This is a genomic window from Herbiconiux sp. FW305-C-125 (assembly GCF_058783455.1).
Genome location: NZ_JBYSYO010000003.1, coordinates 207,926 through 221,921, shown reverse-complemented (window position 1 = coordinate 221,921; position 13,996 = coordinate 207,926). Strand labels below are relative to the sequence as shown.

At 71.2% G+C, this 13,996-nt stretch carries 14 protein-coding genes; 7 read left to right on the top strand and 7 right to left on the bottom strand.

The window, feature by feature from the left end; all coding sequences use genetic code 11:
• Positions 1-16: 16 nt before the first annotated feature.
• From AC3WLB_RS11395 to AC3WLB_RS11375, 5 genes are read right to left on the bottom strand one after another with little or no spacing between them, the layout of a single operon-like run.
• Complete coding sequence (locus AC3WLB_RS11395; RefSeq protein WP_492506013.1) at positions 17-334, bottom strand: hypothetical protein; 318 nt, start codon at positions 332-334, stop codon at positions 17-19.
• Complete coding sequence (locus AC3WLB_RS11390; RefSeq protein WP_492506011.1) at positions 328-1,983, bottom strand: DUF2142 domain-containing protein; 1,656 nt, start codon at positions 1,981-1,983, stop codon at positions 328-330. The genes AC3WLB_RS11395 and AC3WLB_RS11390 overlap by 7 nt, the downstream gene beginning before the upstream one ends.
• Positions 1,980-2,363, bottom strand: a complete 384-nt coding sequence (locus AC3WLB_RS11385) for a DUF2304 domain-containing protein (RefSeq protein WP_022898129.1) — start codon at positions 2,361-2,363, stop codon at positions 1,980-1,982. The genes AC3WLB_RS11390 and AC3WLB_RS11385 overlap by 4 nt, the downstream gene beginning before the upstream one ends.
• The gene (locus AC3WLB_RS11380) at positions 2,360-3,103 is read right to left on the bottom strand and encodes a glycosyltransferase family 2 protein (protein WP_492506008.1); all 744 of its coding nucleotides are present in this window, start codon (positions 3,101-3,103) and stop codon (positions 2,360-2,362) included. The genes AC3WLB_RS11385 and AC3WLB_RS11380 overlap by 4 nt, the downstream gene beginning before the upstream one ends.
• 40 nt (positions 3,104-3,143) lie before the next feature.
• On the bottom strand, positions 3,144-4,067 hold the full coding sequence (locus tag AC3WLB_RS11375; protein ID WP_492506006.1) for a glycosyltransferase: 924 nt from the start codon (positions 4,065-4,067) through the stop codon (positions 3,144-3,146).
• 56 nt (positions 4,068-4,123) lie between these two features.
• Between AC3WLB_RS11375 and AC3WLB_RS11370 the strand changes: the two genes are divergently transcribed.
• Together AC3WLB_RS11370 and AC3WLB_RS11365 are read left to right on the top strand one after the other, a co-directional pair.
• Entirely contained in the window at positions 4,124-5,416 is a 1,293-nt protein-coding gene (locus AC3WLB_RS11370) for a polysaccharide biosynthesis protein (RefSeq protein ID WP_492506004.1), read from the top strand.
• The gene (locus tag AC3WLB_RS11365; protein WP_492506002.1) at positions 5,413-6,231 is read left to right on the top strand and encodes a glycosyltransferase; all 819 of its coding nucleotides are present in this window, start codon (positions 5,413-5,415) and stop codon (positions 6,229-6,231) included. The genes AC3WLB_RS11370 and AC3WLB_RS11365 overlap by 4 nt, the downstream gene beginning before the upstream one ends.
• On the opposite strand, the gene manA is transcribed toward AC3WLB_RS11365, so the two are convergent.
• Positions 6,188-7,441 carry a mannose-6-phosphate isomerase, class I gene (gene manA / locus AC3WLB_RS11360; protein ID WP_022897775.1) on the bottom strand — a complete coding sequence of 418 codons (1,254 nt, stop codon included), beginning with the start codon at positions 7,439-7,441 and terminating at the stop codon, positions 6,188-6,190. The genes AC3WLB_RS11365 and manA overlap by 44 nt on opposite strands.
• Positions 7,442-7,662: 221 nt before the next feature.
• Between manA and AC3WLB_RS11355 the strand changes: the two genes are divergently transcribed.
• From AC3WLB_RS11355 to AC3WLB_RS11340, 4 genes are read left to right on the top strand one after another with little or no spacing between them, the layout of a single operon-like run.
• On the top strand, positions 7,663-8,841 hold the full coding sequence (locus AC3WLB_RS11355; RefSeq protein ID WP_492506000.1) for an acyl-CoA dehydrogenase family protein: 1,179 nt from the start codon (positions 7,663-7,665) through the stop codon (positions 8,839-8,841).
• Positions 8,842-8,880: 39 nt separating this feature from the next.
• Positions 8,881-10,263 (top strand): O-antigen ligase family protein, encoded by a 1,383-nt coding sequence (locus AC3WLB_RS11350; RefSeq protein ID WP_492505998.1) that lies wholly within the window; start codon positions 8,881-8,883, stop codon positions 10,261-10,263.
• Positions 10,260-11,582, top strand: coding sequence for an O-antigen ligase family protein (locus AC3WLB_RS11345; RefSeq protein WP_492505996.1), 1,323 nt, complete (start codon positions 10,260-10,262; stop codon positions 11,580-11,582). The genes AC3WLB_RS11350 and AC3WLB_RS11345 overlap by 4 nt, the downstream gene beginning before the upstream one ends.
• Entirely contained in the window at positions 11,579-12,460 is an 882-nt protein-coding gene (locus tag AC3WLB_RS11340) for a glycosyltransferase family 2 protein (RefSeq protein WP_492505994.1), read from the top strand. Before AC3WLB_RS11345 ends, AC3WLB_RS11340 begins: the two co-directional genes overlap by 4 nt.
• A 35-nt stretch (positions 12,461-12,495) precedes the next feature.
• Here AC3WLB_RS11340 and AC3WLB_RS11335 read toward each other — a convergent pair whose 3' ends face one another.
• The gene (locus tag AC3WLB_RS11335; RefSeq protein WP_492505992.1) at positions 12,496-13,452 is read right to left on the bottom strand and encodes a GlxA family transcriptional regulator; all 957 of its coding nucleotides are present in this window, start codon (positions 13,450-13,452) and stop codon (positions 12,496-12,498) included.
• Positions 13,453-13,639: 187 nt separating this feature from the next.
• Here AC3WLB_RS11335 and AC3WLB_RS11330 point away from each other — a divergent pair, with 187 nt between their 5' ends.
• A complete protein-coding gene (locus tag AC3WLB_RS11330) occupies positions 13,640-13,960 on the top strand; it encodes a WhiB family transcriptional regulator (RefSeq protein ID WP_083890240.1) in 321 nt (106 codons plus the stop codon).
• Positions 13,961-13,996 lie beyond the last annotated feature (36 nt).

Genomic DNA, 13,996 nt, shown 5'->3' with positions numbered 1-13,996 from the left:
CCTCAGGCCCCCGTGCTCAGGACTGGCCGCCCACGTGCGGCTCGCCCACGAACTCGTGCGCCTCGCCGGCGAGCTCGGGCCAGAGCTGGCGGTCGGTCACGCGCACCCAGTTGCGGTCGGCCTCGCCGTCGCTCTCGTAGGGCGACGCGACCCCGCGGGTGAGCAGGTCGCGGGTGCGCTCCTCGGGGAGGTGGACGATGAGGTCGTCGCCGTCGAGGAAGGCGAACAGCTTGCCGTGCACGAGGAGCCCCTCGGGGGACACCGCGAAGCCGTCTTCGTTGCGGAGGGAGACCGTGAGGTTGTCGTAGGCCTGGGCGGACAGGTCGTTCACCATGGGAATGCCTTCTGTTCGGGGGTGTGGGGGTCGAAAGACTGAGCCTGCTGAGGGGCGTGGGGTGCGTAGCCGACCGCGACCGGCTCGACCGCGGGCACGCGGCGGTCGCGCCCGGCGACCACGACGTACACGGCGAAGCCGATCGTCGCGAGCGTGAACAGGCCGATCAACGGGAACGCGCCGAGCGGCGGCACCCAGGCGCCGGGCTCAAGCATGGCCGGCCAGTCGGTGACGTAGCCCGAGGCCATCCGGCGCATGGTCGTGGCGAAGGCATAGGCGACGGTGTACGTCCAGCCGCCCGCGGCGAGGATGGCCACGATGAGGAGGGGCACCGTGCTGCGCCGCCAGCGGAGGAAGCGGTCCGATGCCGCGATGCACGCGGCCATGCCGAGCAGCAGCGCCATGAGCAGGATGAGCGTGTACCGGCCCTGCCAGATGAACCCGCCCTTGGTGACATACGCCGCCTGCACGAGTGGCGGCAGGAAGAAGAAGGCGGCGGCGAGCAGGATGACGAAGACGAGCTTGCGCCCGCGCACGAACACCACGACGCCGAGCACGAGCAGCAGGAAGAGCCCGTAGGCCACGAAGTACACCACCGGGTGCAGCGTGGTGTCGAGCCAGCCCAGAATGCCGACCATCTGCCGCAGCTGCCCGTAGAAGTCGCCGATCAGGCCGAAGAAGCCCTCGATCGGGCTGAGTCCGACGCCCTTGTTGGTGGGCACCACGTCGGGCCCGGTGCTCGGCCCGGTGCCGAGCGAGTTGCTCTGCAGGGTCCACCAGCCGCTCACCAGGGCCGTGATGGCGATGAGCAGGATGCTCACCCACACGCCCGGGCGCTTCAGCAGCGCCCCGAGCTGCCGGCCGGTGAGCAGCACGAGCGGGAGCACGAGCAGCACCGCCACCCAGAGCGGCGAGATACCGCGGGTGTTCGAGACGAGCGCGGCCGAGATCACGACGAGCGTGAGCCGGCCGCCGAGCAGCCGGTCGTTCGGATGCAGCACGATCGAGAGCATGCCGGCGAACAGCGCCAGCCCCGCCGTGAACTCCAGCGCGTTGGGGTTCACCGTGCCCATGAGGTAGGTGACGATGGGTGTGATGCCGATCATCACGCCGAGCGTGGGCACCCGGCGGGAGCGCCAGGAGCCGATCACCCAGAAGCACACCGCGAGGAAGAAGGAGGTGAGCACGGCGCTCACGATGCGCATCGCGTAGATGCCCGAGATGTCGGGGAGGGCGAGCGAGGGCCAGCCCACCAGCCAGTAGTAGAGCGGGTTGTAGAGGCTGGCCGAGGAATAGGTCTCGACGATGTCGGCCGGGTCGCCGGTGAGCGGCGGGGCGCAGGAGGCCGGGGTGTCGGCGAAGAACGCGAAGCAGCCCTGCGAGTACTCGTAGGCGAACGCCGCCGGAACGTGCACCACGCCGCCGCTGGCGATCATCGACTCCGGCAGCAGCTCGCCGCGCACCACGGAGGCCGCTTTCACGACGTGGGCGGGTTCATCCGGCGACCCGCCGATCGGGGTGGCGAGCGCCCACAGCGAGCCGAGGATGGCCAGCAGGAGCCACGGCAGCAGGAGCGACGTCCACACGGTGCGCGGCGGTGCGACGGGTGCCGTGGCGGGTGCGGCGACGGCGGGCGGGGCGAGGGTCATGGGTTCCTTCGGGACTCGAGCGCGTCGGCCAGGGCCTTCTCGAGTTCTTTGATGCGCAGGTCTTGCAGGGCGACCGATTCGGCCAGGGTGCGGGTCTCGCTCTCCAGCTCGGTCAGCTCGCCCGAGTGCTGGATCGACACCAGGAAGAGCACCGCGATGCTGAGGAAGAACACCAGGTTCGTCGGCACCGTCACTCCGACGAGCCCGGCGGCCCAGCCGAGCAGCTGCGGGAAGACGCCGATGATGAGCGCCACGATGCCGGCGGCGAGCCACCAGATGGCGTGCCGCTCACGGAGGTGGTGGCGGCGCAGCGACTCGATCACCACCGCCAGCACGATCAGGGCGGCGACGATGCCGAGGATGTAACTCGCCGTGGTCATGCGGGAGACACCGGTTCGGTGAACGGCACCACGACCGGCGGCCGGATGAGGGCGACGAACAACGCCATGGCCGCCCGGCCGAGGTACACGGCGGCCTTGTACGGGTTGTGCGAGGGCACCCCGCCGGCGCGCGGCCGCATGGCCACGGGTACCTGGGTGACCCGCAGCTTCGAGCGGGAGGCGATGACGAGCGACTCGACGGTGTCGCCGAGGTACTCCGAGGGGTAGTGCTGGGCGAACAGCGCGACCGCGCGCGGCCCGCTGGCGCGGAAGCCGGAGGTGGTGTCGGTGAGCTTCGTCTTCGTCAGCCGGCTCAGGATGCCCGAGAGCACCTTCATGGCCCATTGCCGCGGCCCGCGCACGGCGTAGTCGCCGACGCCCGCGAACCGGGCGCCGAGCACGAGGTCGTAGTGCTCGAGCTGGGCCACGAGTTCGGCGATGCCGACCGGGTCGTGCTGACCGTCGGAATCGACCTGCACCACGTTCGCGAAGCCCTTCGAGAGCGCGTACTTGAAGCCCGCGCGCATCGCGCCGCCCACGCCGAGGTTGATCGGGAGCTGCAGCACGGTGGCGCCGGCGGCGGCCGCCTCGCGCGCGGTGGCGTCGACCGATCCGTCGTCGACGACGAGGCAGGACACCCCGGGTGCCACCCGCAGCACCTCGCGCACGACGGCGCCGACCGACTCCTCCTCGTTGTACGCAGGCATGACGATCAGCGTGCGTTCGAGGGCGGTCGGCATGGCCCCCATCATAGCCACTGGGCCTTCGGGAGCCCGGGTGTCAGCGCCCGGCGATCCGGCTTTCCAGCGCGGCCGGGATGCGCCCGGCGCGGCCGGCCCAGCCGTCGCGGATGCCCGCGATCATCGCCCGGAGCCGGCGCAGCCGACCGGGTGCCACGACGAGCACGATGGCACAGTGCCGCAGGTCGGCGAGGGTCTCGCGCACCGACCAGGCGCGGTTGCGGCGGCCGTGCATCCGGTTCAGCAGCACCCGGTTGCGGAGGAGGTAGTAGTAGCGGAACGGCTTGCTCACGACGAGGGCGAGCGGCCGGCCACCGAGACGCACCGGGCGGCCGAACAGGGTGGGGGTGAAGCGATCGCCGAGGCTGTGCCCGAGGGTCGTGCCGGTGGCGAGCACGACCGCGAGACCGGCTCGGTGCACGCGCAGGGCGTAGTCGGTGTCGACGCCGTCGATGAAGAGCGGCTCGGCGAAGGCGCCGACGCGGTCGAGGGTGTCGACGGGAATGTAGAGACCCGATTGGATGGGCGTGCCGCCGAGCGCGAACCCGCGGTCGTAGCCCGTAGCGGGGGAGGGGAGGCCCTCGACGCCGGCGGGCGCGACGAGGCCGACCCGGAGCCCGGCGGCGCGCGCATCCCGGGCCGTGGCGTCGAGGCGGGCCACGAAGCCGGCGTCGACCGCGGAGTCCTGGTCGAAGGTCAGCACGGCGGTGACGGGCGTCGCGGTCGCGGAGCGGGCAGCGGCGATGCCCGTGGTGAGGGCGGCGGCGATCCCGCGGTTCGTGTCGTGCCGCACCACCTCGGCGCCGGCCGCGGCGGCCTGTGCCAGCAGCGCGTCGGCAGCCGGCCCGCTGCCGTCGTCGACCACCACCACGCGCTCGGCCTGCGCGACGAGGCTCGTGACCAGCGGCACCAGCCGCGAACCGGGCCGGAATGCGGTCACCACCGCCGCGACGACGTCGCTCACACGCACCTCTCCGCCCCGCGGTGCATCCTCGGGAGCGACTACTATGCTTGCACCCCATGACGGATTCGCCCGCGGAGACACAGCCGGGCGACGACTCGGGGGCGCACGCACCCACCATCGGGCGGCGCTCCTTCGTCGGCGTCGGGGCGGCCTCGCTGGTGTCGGCGGGCGTGGGCTTCGCGGTCGTCATCATCGTGCCGAAGGTGCTCGACAAGCCCGACGCCACGCTCTTCCTCACCTTCTGGTCGTTGCTGTTCGCGTTCTTCGGCATCCTCGGCGGCCTCTCGTCAGAGACCACCCGGGCGGTGCACGCGAGCGACCGCGACCCCCGACCGGCGGCCGAGCGACACGAACCGCGGATGCTCCCGGTGGGGCTCGGGGTGGGCGTCGTGCTCGGCCTGCTGCTCTGGGCAACGAGCTTCTGGTGGGGGCCGCTCGTGCTCACACCGGGCACCGCGTTCCTCGCGTTGCCGCTCGGCTGCGGGGTGGCGCTCTACGCGGGGCACGCCACCATCGTCGGCATCCTCGGCGGGCGGTTGCAGTGGCCGACCTACGTGCGGCTCGTGATCGGCGACTCGCTGCTGCGCATCCTCCTGGTCGTGGTGGCGGCGGTGGTGGCCGCATCGGTCGCCGGGTTCGCGGTCGCCGCGAGCGCGTCGACGGTGGCGTGGCTCGTGGGGCTGCTGTTCTCACCGACGCTCCGATCGGCGGCCGGCGCGCGAGCGGATGCGGGGCTCCGCGACTTCCTGCGACGCGTCGGACACGCCTGCCTCGCGTCGGGATCGAGTGCGGTGCTCGTGGTGGGCTTCCCGGTCATCCTCAGCCTCACCTCGTCGCACGACGCCTACGTGCTCGCCGCGCCGCTGCTGGTCGCGATCACCTTCACCCGCGCCCCGCTGCTCATCCCTCTCAACGCGTACCAGGGCGTCGCGATCGCGCACTTCGTCAACAACCGCTCGGCCGGGCTGCGCGCGCTGGCGCCGGTGGCCCGGCTGCTGGCGCTGATCGCCGTGGTGGGCGCGATCCTGGGGGCGCTGCTCGGGCCGTGGCTGCTCGTGCTGGTCTACGGCGAGGACTACTACGTGGGGCCGTGGACGATCGCGGGCCTCGTGATCGCGGCCGGGATGCTCGCCCTCGTCACCCTCACCGGCGCCCTCTGCCTCGCCGTCGACAAGCACCGTGCCTTCTCGCTCGGCTGGATCGCCGCGACCGTGCTGGCCGTCCTCATCCTGCTGCTCCCGCTCGACCTCGAGCTGCGCGCGGTGCTGAGCCTCTTGATCGGGCCCGTCGCCGGGCTCGTCGTGCATTACTTCGCCCTGCGGCCCCGGCCCCGGAAGGAGACCTCGTGAGCGACGACATCCGAGCCAGCGTCTGCATGGCCACCTACCGCGGTTCGGCCTACGTGGCCGAGCAGATCGAGTCGATCGTGGCGCAGCTCGGGCCCGACGACGAGCTCGTGATCGTGGACGACTGCTCGCCCGACGACACGATGGCGGTGATCGTCGCGACCATCGACCGGCTGGGGGAGTCGCGCGTGTTCGTCACGCGCACCAACGAGAACGCCGGCTACGTGCGGGCGTTCGAGGCGGCCATCCGGCGCGCCCGGGGCCGCTACGTCTTCCTCTCCGATCAGGACGACGTGTGGACTCCTGGGCGGCACGAGGCCATGATCGACGGGCTGCAGCGCTCCCTCGTGGTGGCCGGCAACCACTCCATCCTCGGGCGCGCGGGTGCACGTCTGTGGTACCCGCCGCTCCGGGCGGCCACCTCACGGCAGCACCTGCTGAACCTGTTCGCCATCATGATCGGCTACCGGCCCTACTTCGGCTGCGCGATGGGGTTCCGGCGGGAAGCGATCGAGGGGGGCATCCTGCCCATCCCGGCGTACGTCAGCGAGTCGCACGACGTGTGGATCGCCATCACGGGCAACGTGCGGCGGAGCATCCGGCACCTCGACGCGGTCGTGGTGGAGCGCCGGCTGCACGACGCGAACCAGACGCCACTCGGCATCCGGGGCCTCCCCGCCATCCTCCGCGCCCGCTGGATGTTCGTCCGACTGATCGGGGAAGCGCTCCGTCGTCGCCGCGCAGCCCTCGCGGCACGCGGCGACGGCGGGCGGGCTACTCGCCCGGGGCAGCCAGGAAGAGCTCGCCCGCGCCGGTGAACGTGAGCTCGCCCTCCTGTGGCGTCACGAAGACCGCATCGCCGCGCGAGAGGGTGACGGAGCCCGTGCCGCCGGCGACGGTGACCGAGCCCGCGACGCAGATCGCGATGGCCGCACCGCGCGGCGGGTAGGCGACCGACGGCACCTCGTCGCCCACCGTGATGCGGGCCAGCACGAAGTCGTCGACGTCGGGCTGGAACAGCTGCAGCCCCGGCACGGGCGACGTGGGCACGAGGTAGGGGACGGGCAACGACGCGAAGTCGAGCACGTCGAGCAGTTCGGGAACGTCGATGTGCTTGGGCGTGAGCCCGCCGCGCAACACGTTGTCCGACGCGGCCATCAGCTCGACGCCGAGCCCACGGAGGTACGCGTGCACGTTGCCGGCGGGCAGGTAGAGCGCCTGCCCGGCGGTCAGGGTCACCCGGTTCAGCAGCAGCGAGATGACGATGCCCGGGTCGCCCGGGTACTCCTCGTTCAGCTGCACGACGGTCTCGAGCGAGGGGGTGTACGGGTCGGTGAGGTGCGCGTGCGCCGGGTGCAGCGCCTTCTCGGTGGTGCGCACCAGGTGCCCGATCAGCGCCTCCACCTCGGGGCCGCCCTCCAGCAGCCACTTCACGACCGACTCGAGCACCTGCTCATCCGTCTCGTGCAGGGTCACCGAGTCTTCGAGCAGGTGCACCATCGGGCCGTAGAGCTCCCAGCGCGGCGCGGTCTGCGAGCCGTCGATCATCACCAGCAGGTCGACGATCTCGCGCACCTCCGCGAGCGGGCGGAAGCCGCACAGCGCATCGAAGGTGGGGCTGAGGGCGACGATGATCTCGGGCTTGTGCAGCGCATCCTTGTAGTTGCGGTTCGACGCGGCGAGCGGAACCCCGGCGGCGTTCTCGCGCTCGAAGCCCTCCCGGGCGCGGTCGAGCGTGGGGTGGGCCTGCAACGACAACGGATGCGCGGCCGCCAGGATCTTCAGCAGGAACGGCAGCGTGTCGCCCTGCCCGAGGGCCGTGGCCGGGTCGGCGGCGATCCAGGCGGCGAGGTCGGCCGCGCCGCCGGTGAGGGCGGGATCGAGCACGCGGCTCGGGCTGCCCGGGTGCGCACCGAGCCAGAGCTCGGCCTGCGGATCTCCGGTCTCGGGCGTGCCGAGCAGTTCCGGGATGGCGGTGGTGGAGCCCCAGGCGTAGTCACGCGGGGTGTTGGCGATCGGAACGAACATTGATCTGACCTCATTCTCACGACCGGGCTGGGGCGCCCGATTAGCAGCGACCTACAAGCGTCGACTCTGGCGGCTTCCGGACGATTAGACCAAACTACCAAGCGGCGGAGCCCGCCCCGACACCGGCCGCTAGGCTCGCCCCGCCGATCCACCGGACACGCACCACCACGAACACGCACCACCACGAACACGCACCACAACGAACACGCAACGGAGCAGCCATGACCTTCGAGCCCCTCGCCAGCGACTTCTACGGCTACGAGAACCTCCTCACCGATCAGGAGCGCGAGGCGCTGGCGCGCCTGCGCGACTACCTGGCCGCCGAGGTGAAGCCGATCGTCAACGAGCACTGGGAGAACGCGACCTTCCCGCACGAGATCGTGAAGGGCCTCGCCGACCGGGGCGTGTACAGCTTCGCCTGGGAGGAGACGAAGCCGTTCGAGAACTCGGCGGTGTTCCGTGGTTTCGTGGCGCTCGAGCTGGCGCGGGTCGACGCATCCGTCGCCACCCTCGTCGGCGTGCAGAACGGTCTCGCGATGGGCGCGATCAGTGTGACGGGGTCGGCCGAGCAGCGCGCGGAGTGGCTGCCGAAGATGGCCCGCGGCGAGGTGGTGGGCGCCTTCGGCCTCACCGAGCCGCAGTCCGGCTCCGACTCGGCGCAGGGCCTCCGCACGATCGCGACCCGCGACGGCGACGAGTGGGTGCTGAACGGCTCGAAGCGCTGGATCGGCAACGCCACCTTCAGCGACATCACCGTGATCTGGGCGAAAGACGCCGCCGACGGGCAGGTGAAGGGCTTCATCGTGCCCACCGACACCCCCGGCTACACGGCCACCAAGATCGAGGGCAAGCAGAGCCTCCGCATCGTGCAGAACGCCGACATCACGCTCGAGGACGTGCGGGTGCCGGAGAGCCTGCGCCTGCAGAACGCCAACTCCTTCCGCGACACCGCGAAGGTGCTGCGGCTCACCCGTGCCGAGGTCGCGTGGGCGGCGGTCGGCAACTCGGTGGGCGCCTACGAGGCGGCGCTGCACTACACGAAGGAGCGGGTGCAGTTCGGCAAGCCGATCGCGAGCCACCAGCTCGTGCAGGACCTGCTGGTGAAGTCGATCGGCAACATCACCGCGAGCCTCGGCATGGTGGTGCGGGTCTCGCAGATGCTCGACGACGGCACGCAGCGCGACGAGCACTCCGCACTCGCCAAGGCCTACACGACGGCACGGATGCGCGAGACCGTCGCCTGGTGCCGCGAAGCGCTCGGCGGCAACGGCATCGTGCTCGAGTACGACGTGGCCCGCCACTTCGCCGATGCCGAGGCGCTCTACTCCTACGAGGGCACCCGGGAGATGAACACCCTCATCGTCGGCCGCGCGCTCACCGGCTTCGCCGCGTTCGTGTAGCGGGGCGATCCGCCGGTCGCGCTCGATAGGATCGACGCCATGCGCTACCCGACCGACGCCGCCGCCCGGGCGCTGGCGGTGCTCATGCTGTTCACCCTGTTCGCGGGCGACTTCTGGCGCAACCTGATCGGCTGGTGGGGCTATCTGGCTCTGGTCGCCCTGATCGCCGCGCTCGCGGCGGTGCTGATGACCCGGCGGCGGCTCTGGTCGAAGCTCGCCATCTGGCGGCTACCGCGCACCCTCGTGCTGTTCGGCCTGCTCGCGGTCGCGTCGCTCGCCTGGTCGTTCTACCCCGGCGCGACCGCGCTCGGCCTGCTGGCTCAGGCGGCGACCACCCTCGGGGCGCTGTTCCTCGTCACGGCGCTCAGCTGGCCGCAGCTGATCGCGGCCCTCTCGAGCGCGCTCACCTGGATCCTCGGCCTGTCGGTGCTGTTCGAATTGATCGTCGCCCTGTTCGTGCGAGCGCCCGTGCTCCCGTTCTGGACCGACTACAGCGGCCAGACCGTGCCGAAGGCCTTCTACTGGTCGCAGGGCGCACTGTTCACGGGCGACCCCATCCAAGGCATCCTGGGCAACCGCAACCTGCTCGCCTTCGTGGCGCTGCTCGCGCTCATCACGGTGGGGGTGCAGCTCGCCCAGGGCCTCCGGCGGCGGAACCCCGCCATCGCCTGGCTCGTCGTCGCCGTGCTGGTGCTGGCGCTCACGAGATCCGCCACCGCCATCGGTGCTCTCGTCGTCACCGCCGTGGTGCTCGGTGCGCTGCTGCTCGCCCGTCGTGTCGGCCCGGGCAGGCGGATGGCCGTGCTCGCCGGCCTCGTGGTCGTCACCGCCGGCGCGATCGTGCTGGTCAGCACCTTCTGGCAGCAGCTCCTCGCCGTGTTCGGCAAGTCCGACGACCTCACCGGCCGCGTCGACATCTGGAACGCCGTGGCCTCGCTCGCCGCGCAACGGCCCGCCTTCGGCTGGGGCTGGGTCAGCTATTGGGCGCCGTGGGTGGAGCCGTTCAACGACCTCGCGGTGCGCAAGGGCGTCACCTACCTACAGGCGCACGACGCCTGGCTCGACGTGTGGCTGCAGCTCGGTGTCGTGGGGCTCGTGCTGTTCATCGCCCTGGTGGTGGGCACCTGGTACCGCAGCTGGTGGTTCGCCGTCGGGCGGCCCCTGGATGCGTTCGGCCGCCCGATCGCGCACGTCGCGCTCACCCTCGCCCCGGCACTCGTGCTCACGGCCATGATCGCGCAGAGCTTCGTCGAGAGCCGGATGCTCTCCGAGGCGGGCTGGGCACTGCTCGTGGTGTTCGCGGTGAAGTCGAAGCTCGACCACGGCGCCGTCGCGATCGATCTCGCCAACGGCGCCGGCCGCCCCGACGCCCTCCTCGCGCGCACGGCCGGCCCGGCCCGAACGGCGGCGCTGCGCCGATGACGGCGCTGCCCGACCGGCCCCACCGCCGCCCGGCCGTCCCCCTCCGGGTGGTCGAGTTCTTCGGCGACACCCGGTTCGTCAAGGCGCTCACCCTGAGCATCCTGGCCACCGCGTTCCTGTCGTTCCTCATCCGCTCCACGCTCGGCTGGCCCGGGCTCATCGGCATCGTCGCCGCGCTCGTCGTGTTCGCGGCGCTCTCCTTCGCCGGGCGCTGGCGCGACCTCGACTGGCACGGGCTGCTCCCGGTGTCGCTCCTGGTCTTCCTCACCTGGTGCGTCATCACCCTGGTCTGGAGCAAGTACCCCTCGACGTCGTGGAACGGGCTCGCGTACCTGCTCGCCTACGCCTTCCTCGGCGTCTACATCGCGGTGGTGCGCGACCTCATCCAGATCGTGCGGGCGCTCGGCGACGTGCTGCGGGTCGTGCTGAGCCTCTCGCTGGTGCTCGAGATCGTGTCGGGCGTGCTGCTCGACGTGCCGATCCGGTTCCTCGGCATCACCGGTGGACTGCCGTTCGGGGGCCCGATCCAGGGCGTGCTCGGCACGAGGAACGCTCTCGGCTTCGTGGCCCTGATCGCCGTCGTCACCTTCGCGGTCGAGTTCGCCACCCGGTCCATCCGTCGCGGCACGGCCGTGTACAGCCTGGTCGTCGCGGTGGTGTCGGTGGTGCTCTCCGGGTCGCCGGTCACGGTGGGCGTGGCGCTCGTCACCGCGGTGGCGGCGCTCATCCTCCTCGCGCTGCGCCGAGCGGCACCCGAGACGAGGCGCGGCTGGCACTTCATCCTGCTCGCCCTGTCGCTGCTCGTGCTCCTCGTCGCCTTCCTCACCCGGGGCCGCATCCTCGAGGTGCTCTCGACCCGGCGCGAGTTCACCTACCGCCTGGAGATCTGGCGGGAGCTCTGGCGCCTGATCGAGCTGAACCCGCTCGAGGGCTGGGGTTGGGCGGGCTTCTGGCGCCCGAGCGTGTCGCCGTTCTTCGCGCTCGACGTGATCGGCAACCGCTCGCACACCTCGGCGCTGAACGCGTTCGTCGACGTGTACTTCCAGACCGGGCTCGTCGGGTTCGTGATCTTCGCGGGCTTCGTGGGCCTCGCCTTCGGCCGCGCCTGGGTGCTCGCGGCCGCACGCAAGAGCATCGTCTTCCTCTGGACGGCGCTCGTGCTCGTCGTGCTCCTCGCCACCTCGATGGCCGAGAGCTTCATCCTGGTGGAGTACGGCTGGCTGCTGCTCGTGATCTGCTCGGTGAAGGCCGCCCGAGACCTCAGCTGGCGCGGCCGCCTCCGCCGCGCCGACGAACCCCAGGCGGTGAACCCCACGTGACGCTCGACATCATGATGCCCTTCTACGGCCGCTTCGACCATTTCCGGGAGGCGGTGCACAGCGTGCTGGCGCAGCGCGATCCGGAGTGGCGGCTCGTCATCGTCGACGACGTCTACCCCGACCCGGCGCCCGGCGAGTGGGCGGCCGCCCTCGACGACCCGCGCGTGCACTACCGGCGCAACGCCACGAACCTCGGCGTCGGCGGCAACTTCCGTGAGTGCGTACGGCTGATCGAGGCCGACCGCGCGGTGCTGATGGGCTGCGACGACCGGATGCACCCGGGCTACGTGGAGCGCGTGCGCGAACTGGCGGGCGCGCACCCTGAGGCCTCGATCATCCAGCCGGGGGTCGACGTCATCGACGCCGAGGGCGTGGTGCACCGGCCGCTGGCCGACCGGGTGAAGGCGCTGCTGCGCTTCAGCGGCCACGGGCCGCGACTGTACGCGGGCGAGCGTCTGGCGGCGAGCCTGCTGCGCGGCAACTGGGCCTACTTCCCGTCGATCGCGTGGCGGAGCGACGAGCTGCGGCGATTCGGCTTCCGGCCGGGGTACGACGTGGTGCAGGATCTCGACCTCATGCTCGAGATCGTGATGGCGGGCGGCTCGTTGCTGCTCGACGACGAGATCGTGTTCTCCTACCGACGGCACGCCGGCAGCGTCTCCGCGGTGACGGGGCCCGACGGGGCGAAGTTCGCGGAGGAACGACGGCTGTTCGACGAGACGGCAGAGCGGATGCGCGCGCTCGGCTGGCCACGTGCCGCTCGCGCGGCCCGCCACCACCTCACCTCCCGCCTGAACGCGCTGAGCGAGCTGCCGGCCGCTGTGCGGGCGCACGATCCGGCCGGGCGTCGCGCGCTCCTGCGCCACGCGCTCCGCTGAGGGGCTGACGGGCTGACGGGCTGACCGGCTGACCCTCAGGCGAGGGCGCGCACGCTGAAGGCACGGCGGTAGGCCGCGGGCGTGGTGTTGAGGGTCTTCGCGAAGTGGTGGCGCATCACCGCTGCGGTGCCGAAGCCGCTCTCCGCGGCCACCGCGTCGAGGCCGAGCGCGCTCTCCTCAAGTAGCATCTGCGCGCGCAGCAGACGCTGGCGATTGAGCCAGGCGCCGGGCGTCGCACCGAGGTCGGCCTTGAATCGGCGGGCGAAGGTGCGCGGCGACATCAGGGCGCGGCGCGCGAGGTCGTCGATGGTGAGCTCCTGGTCGAGGTGTTCGAGCATCCAGTCGGTGACCTCGGCGAAGGAATCGTTCTGGCTCGCCGGAATGGGGGTGGCGATGTACTGCGCCTGCCCTCCCGCACGCTGCGGGGGCACCACCATGCGCCGCGCCACCACGTTCGCCGCGGCGGCGCCGAGCTCCGAGCGGATGAGGTGGAGGCAGGCGTCGATGCCCGCCGCGGTGCCGGCGCTCGTGATGATGCGGCCGTCCTCCACGAAGAGCACGTCGGCGTCGACCTCGATGTCGGGGAACTCGCGGGCGAGGCGGTCGGCGTGCATCCAGTGGGTGGTGGCCGACCGGCCCGAGAGCACGCCCGCCTTGGCGAGGGTGAAGGCGCCGCTGCAGACGCTGAGGAGCCACGCGCCTCGGGCCGCCGCATCCTGGATCACCGCGGCGATGGCCGGATGCACGTCGCTGTCGATGTCGTGCGCCGGCACGCACACGAGGTCGGCGTCGGCGGCCGCGGCCAGCCCGTTGGGAATGGTCATGTCGAAGCCCATGCTGGTGGGCACCGGACCCGGCTCGGCGGCGACGATGGTGAAGTCGAAGACGGGGCCGCCGTGCTCGGAGCGGTCGATGCCGAAGGCCTCGCAGACGACGCCGAACTCGAACGGGGCGACCCCGGGGATGGCCAGCAGAACGACTTTTCGCAACATGCTGGCAGGATATCGACGATCACCGAGAAAAGTCGAGGCGAACTGACGGCTGCCGTGCCGTGTCGCAACCCTCCACGGCCGGTTGAGGGTTTACGATCTGCGACTTGACGTGAGCGAACTACACCGATGTAATTAGGGAACGGGGTTTTCGGCAGGTCGCAGAGTGGTTCAGAGGGTGGAGCGTGATATGGCAATGTCAGACTATCGCTCGGGCGTTCCGGACGACTGGTTCATCGACCCGGTCAACCTCGGCGTTCCCGGTGTCCGTCAGCCTGACGCGGAGGAGAATCCGCTCGCCTGGCAGGCCGACTCCCTGTGCGCGCAGACCGATCCCGAGGCGTTCTTCCCGGAGAAGGGCGGCTCCACTCGCGACGCCAAGCGCATCTGCACCTCGTGCGAGGTCAAGGCGCAGTGCCTCGAGTACGCGCTCGCCAACGACGAGCGGTTCGGCATCTGGGGTGGCCTGAGCGAGCGCGAGCGCCGCAAGCTGCGCAAGAAAGCCGTGTGACCGCGTTCACACGCGATTCATAAGAAGCCCGGCACG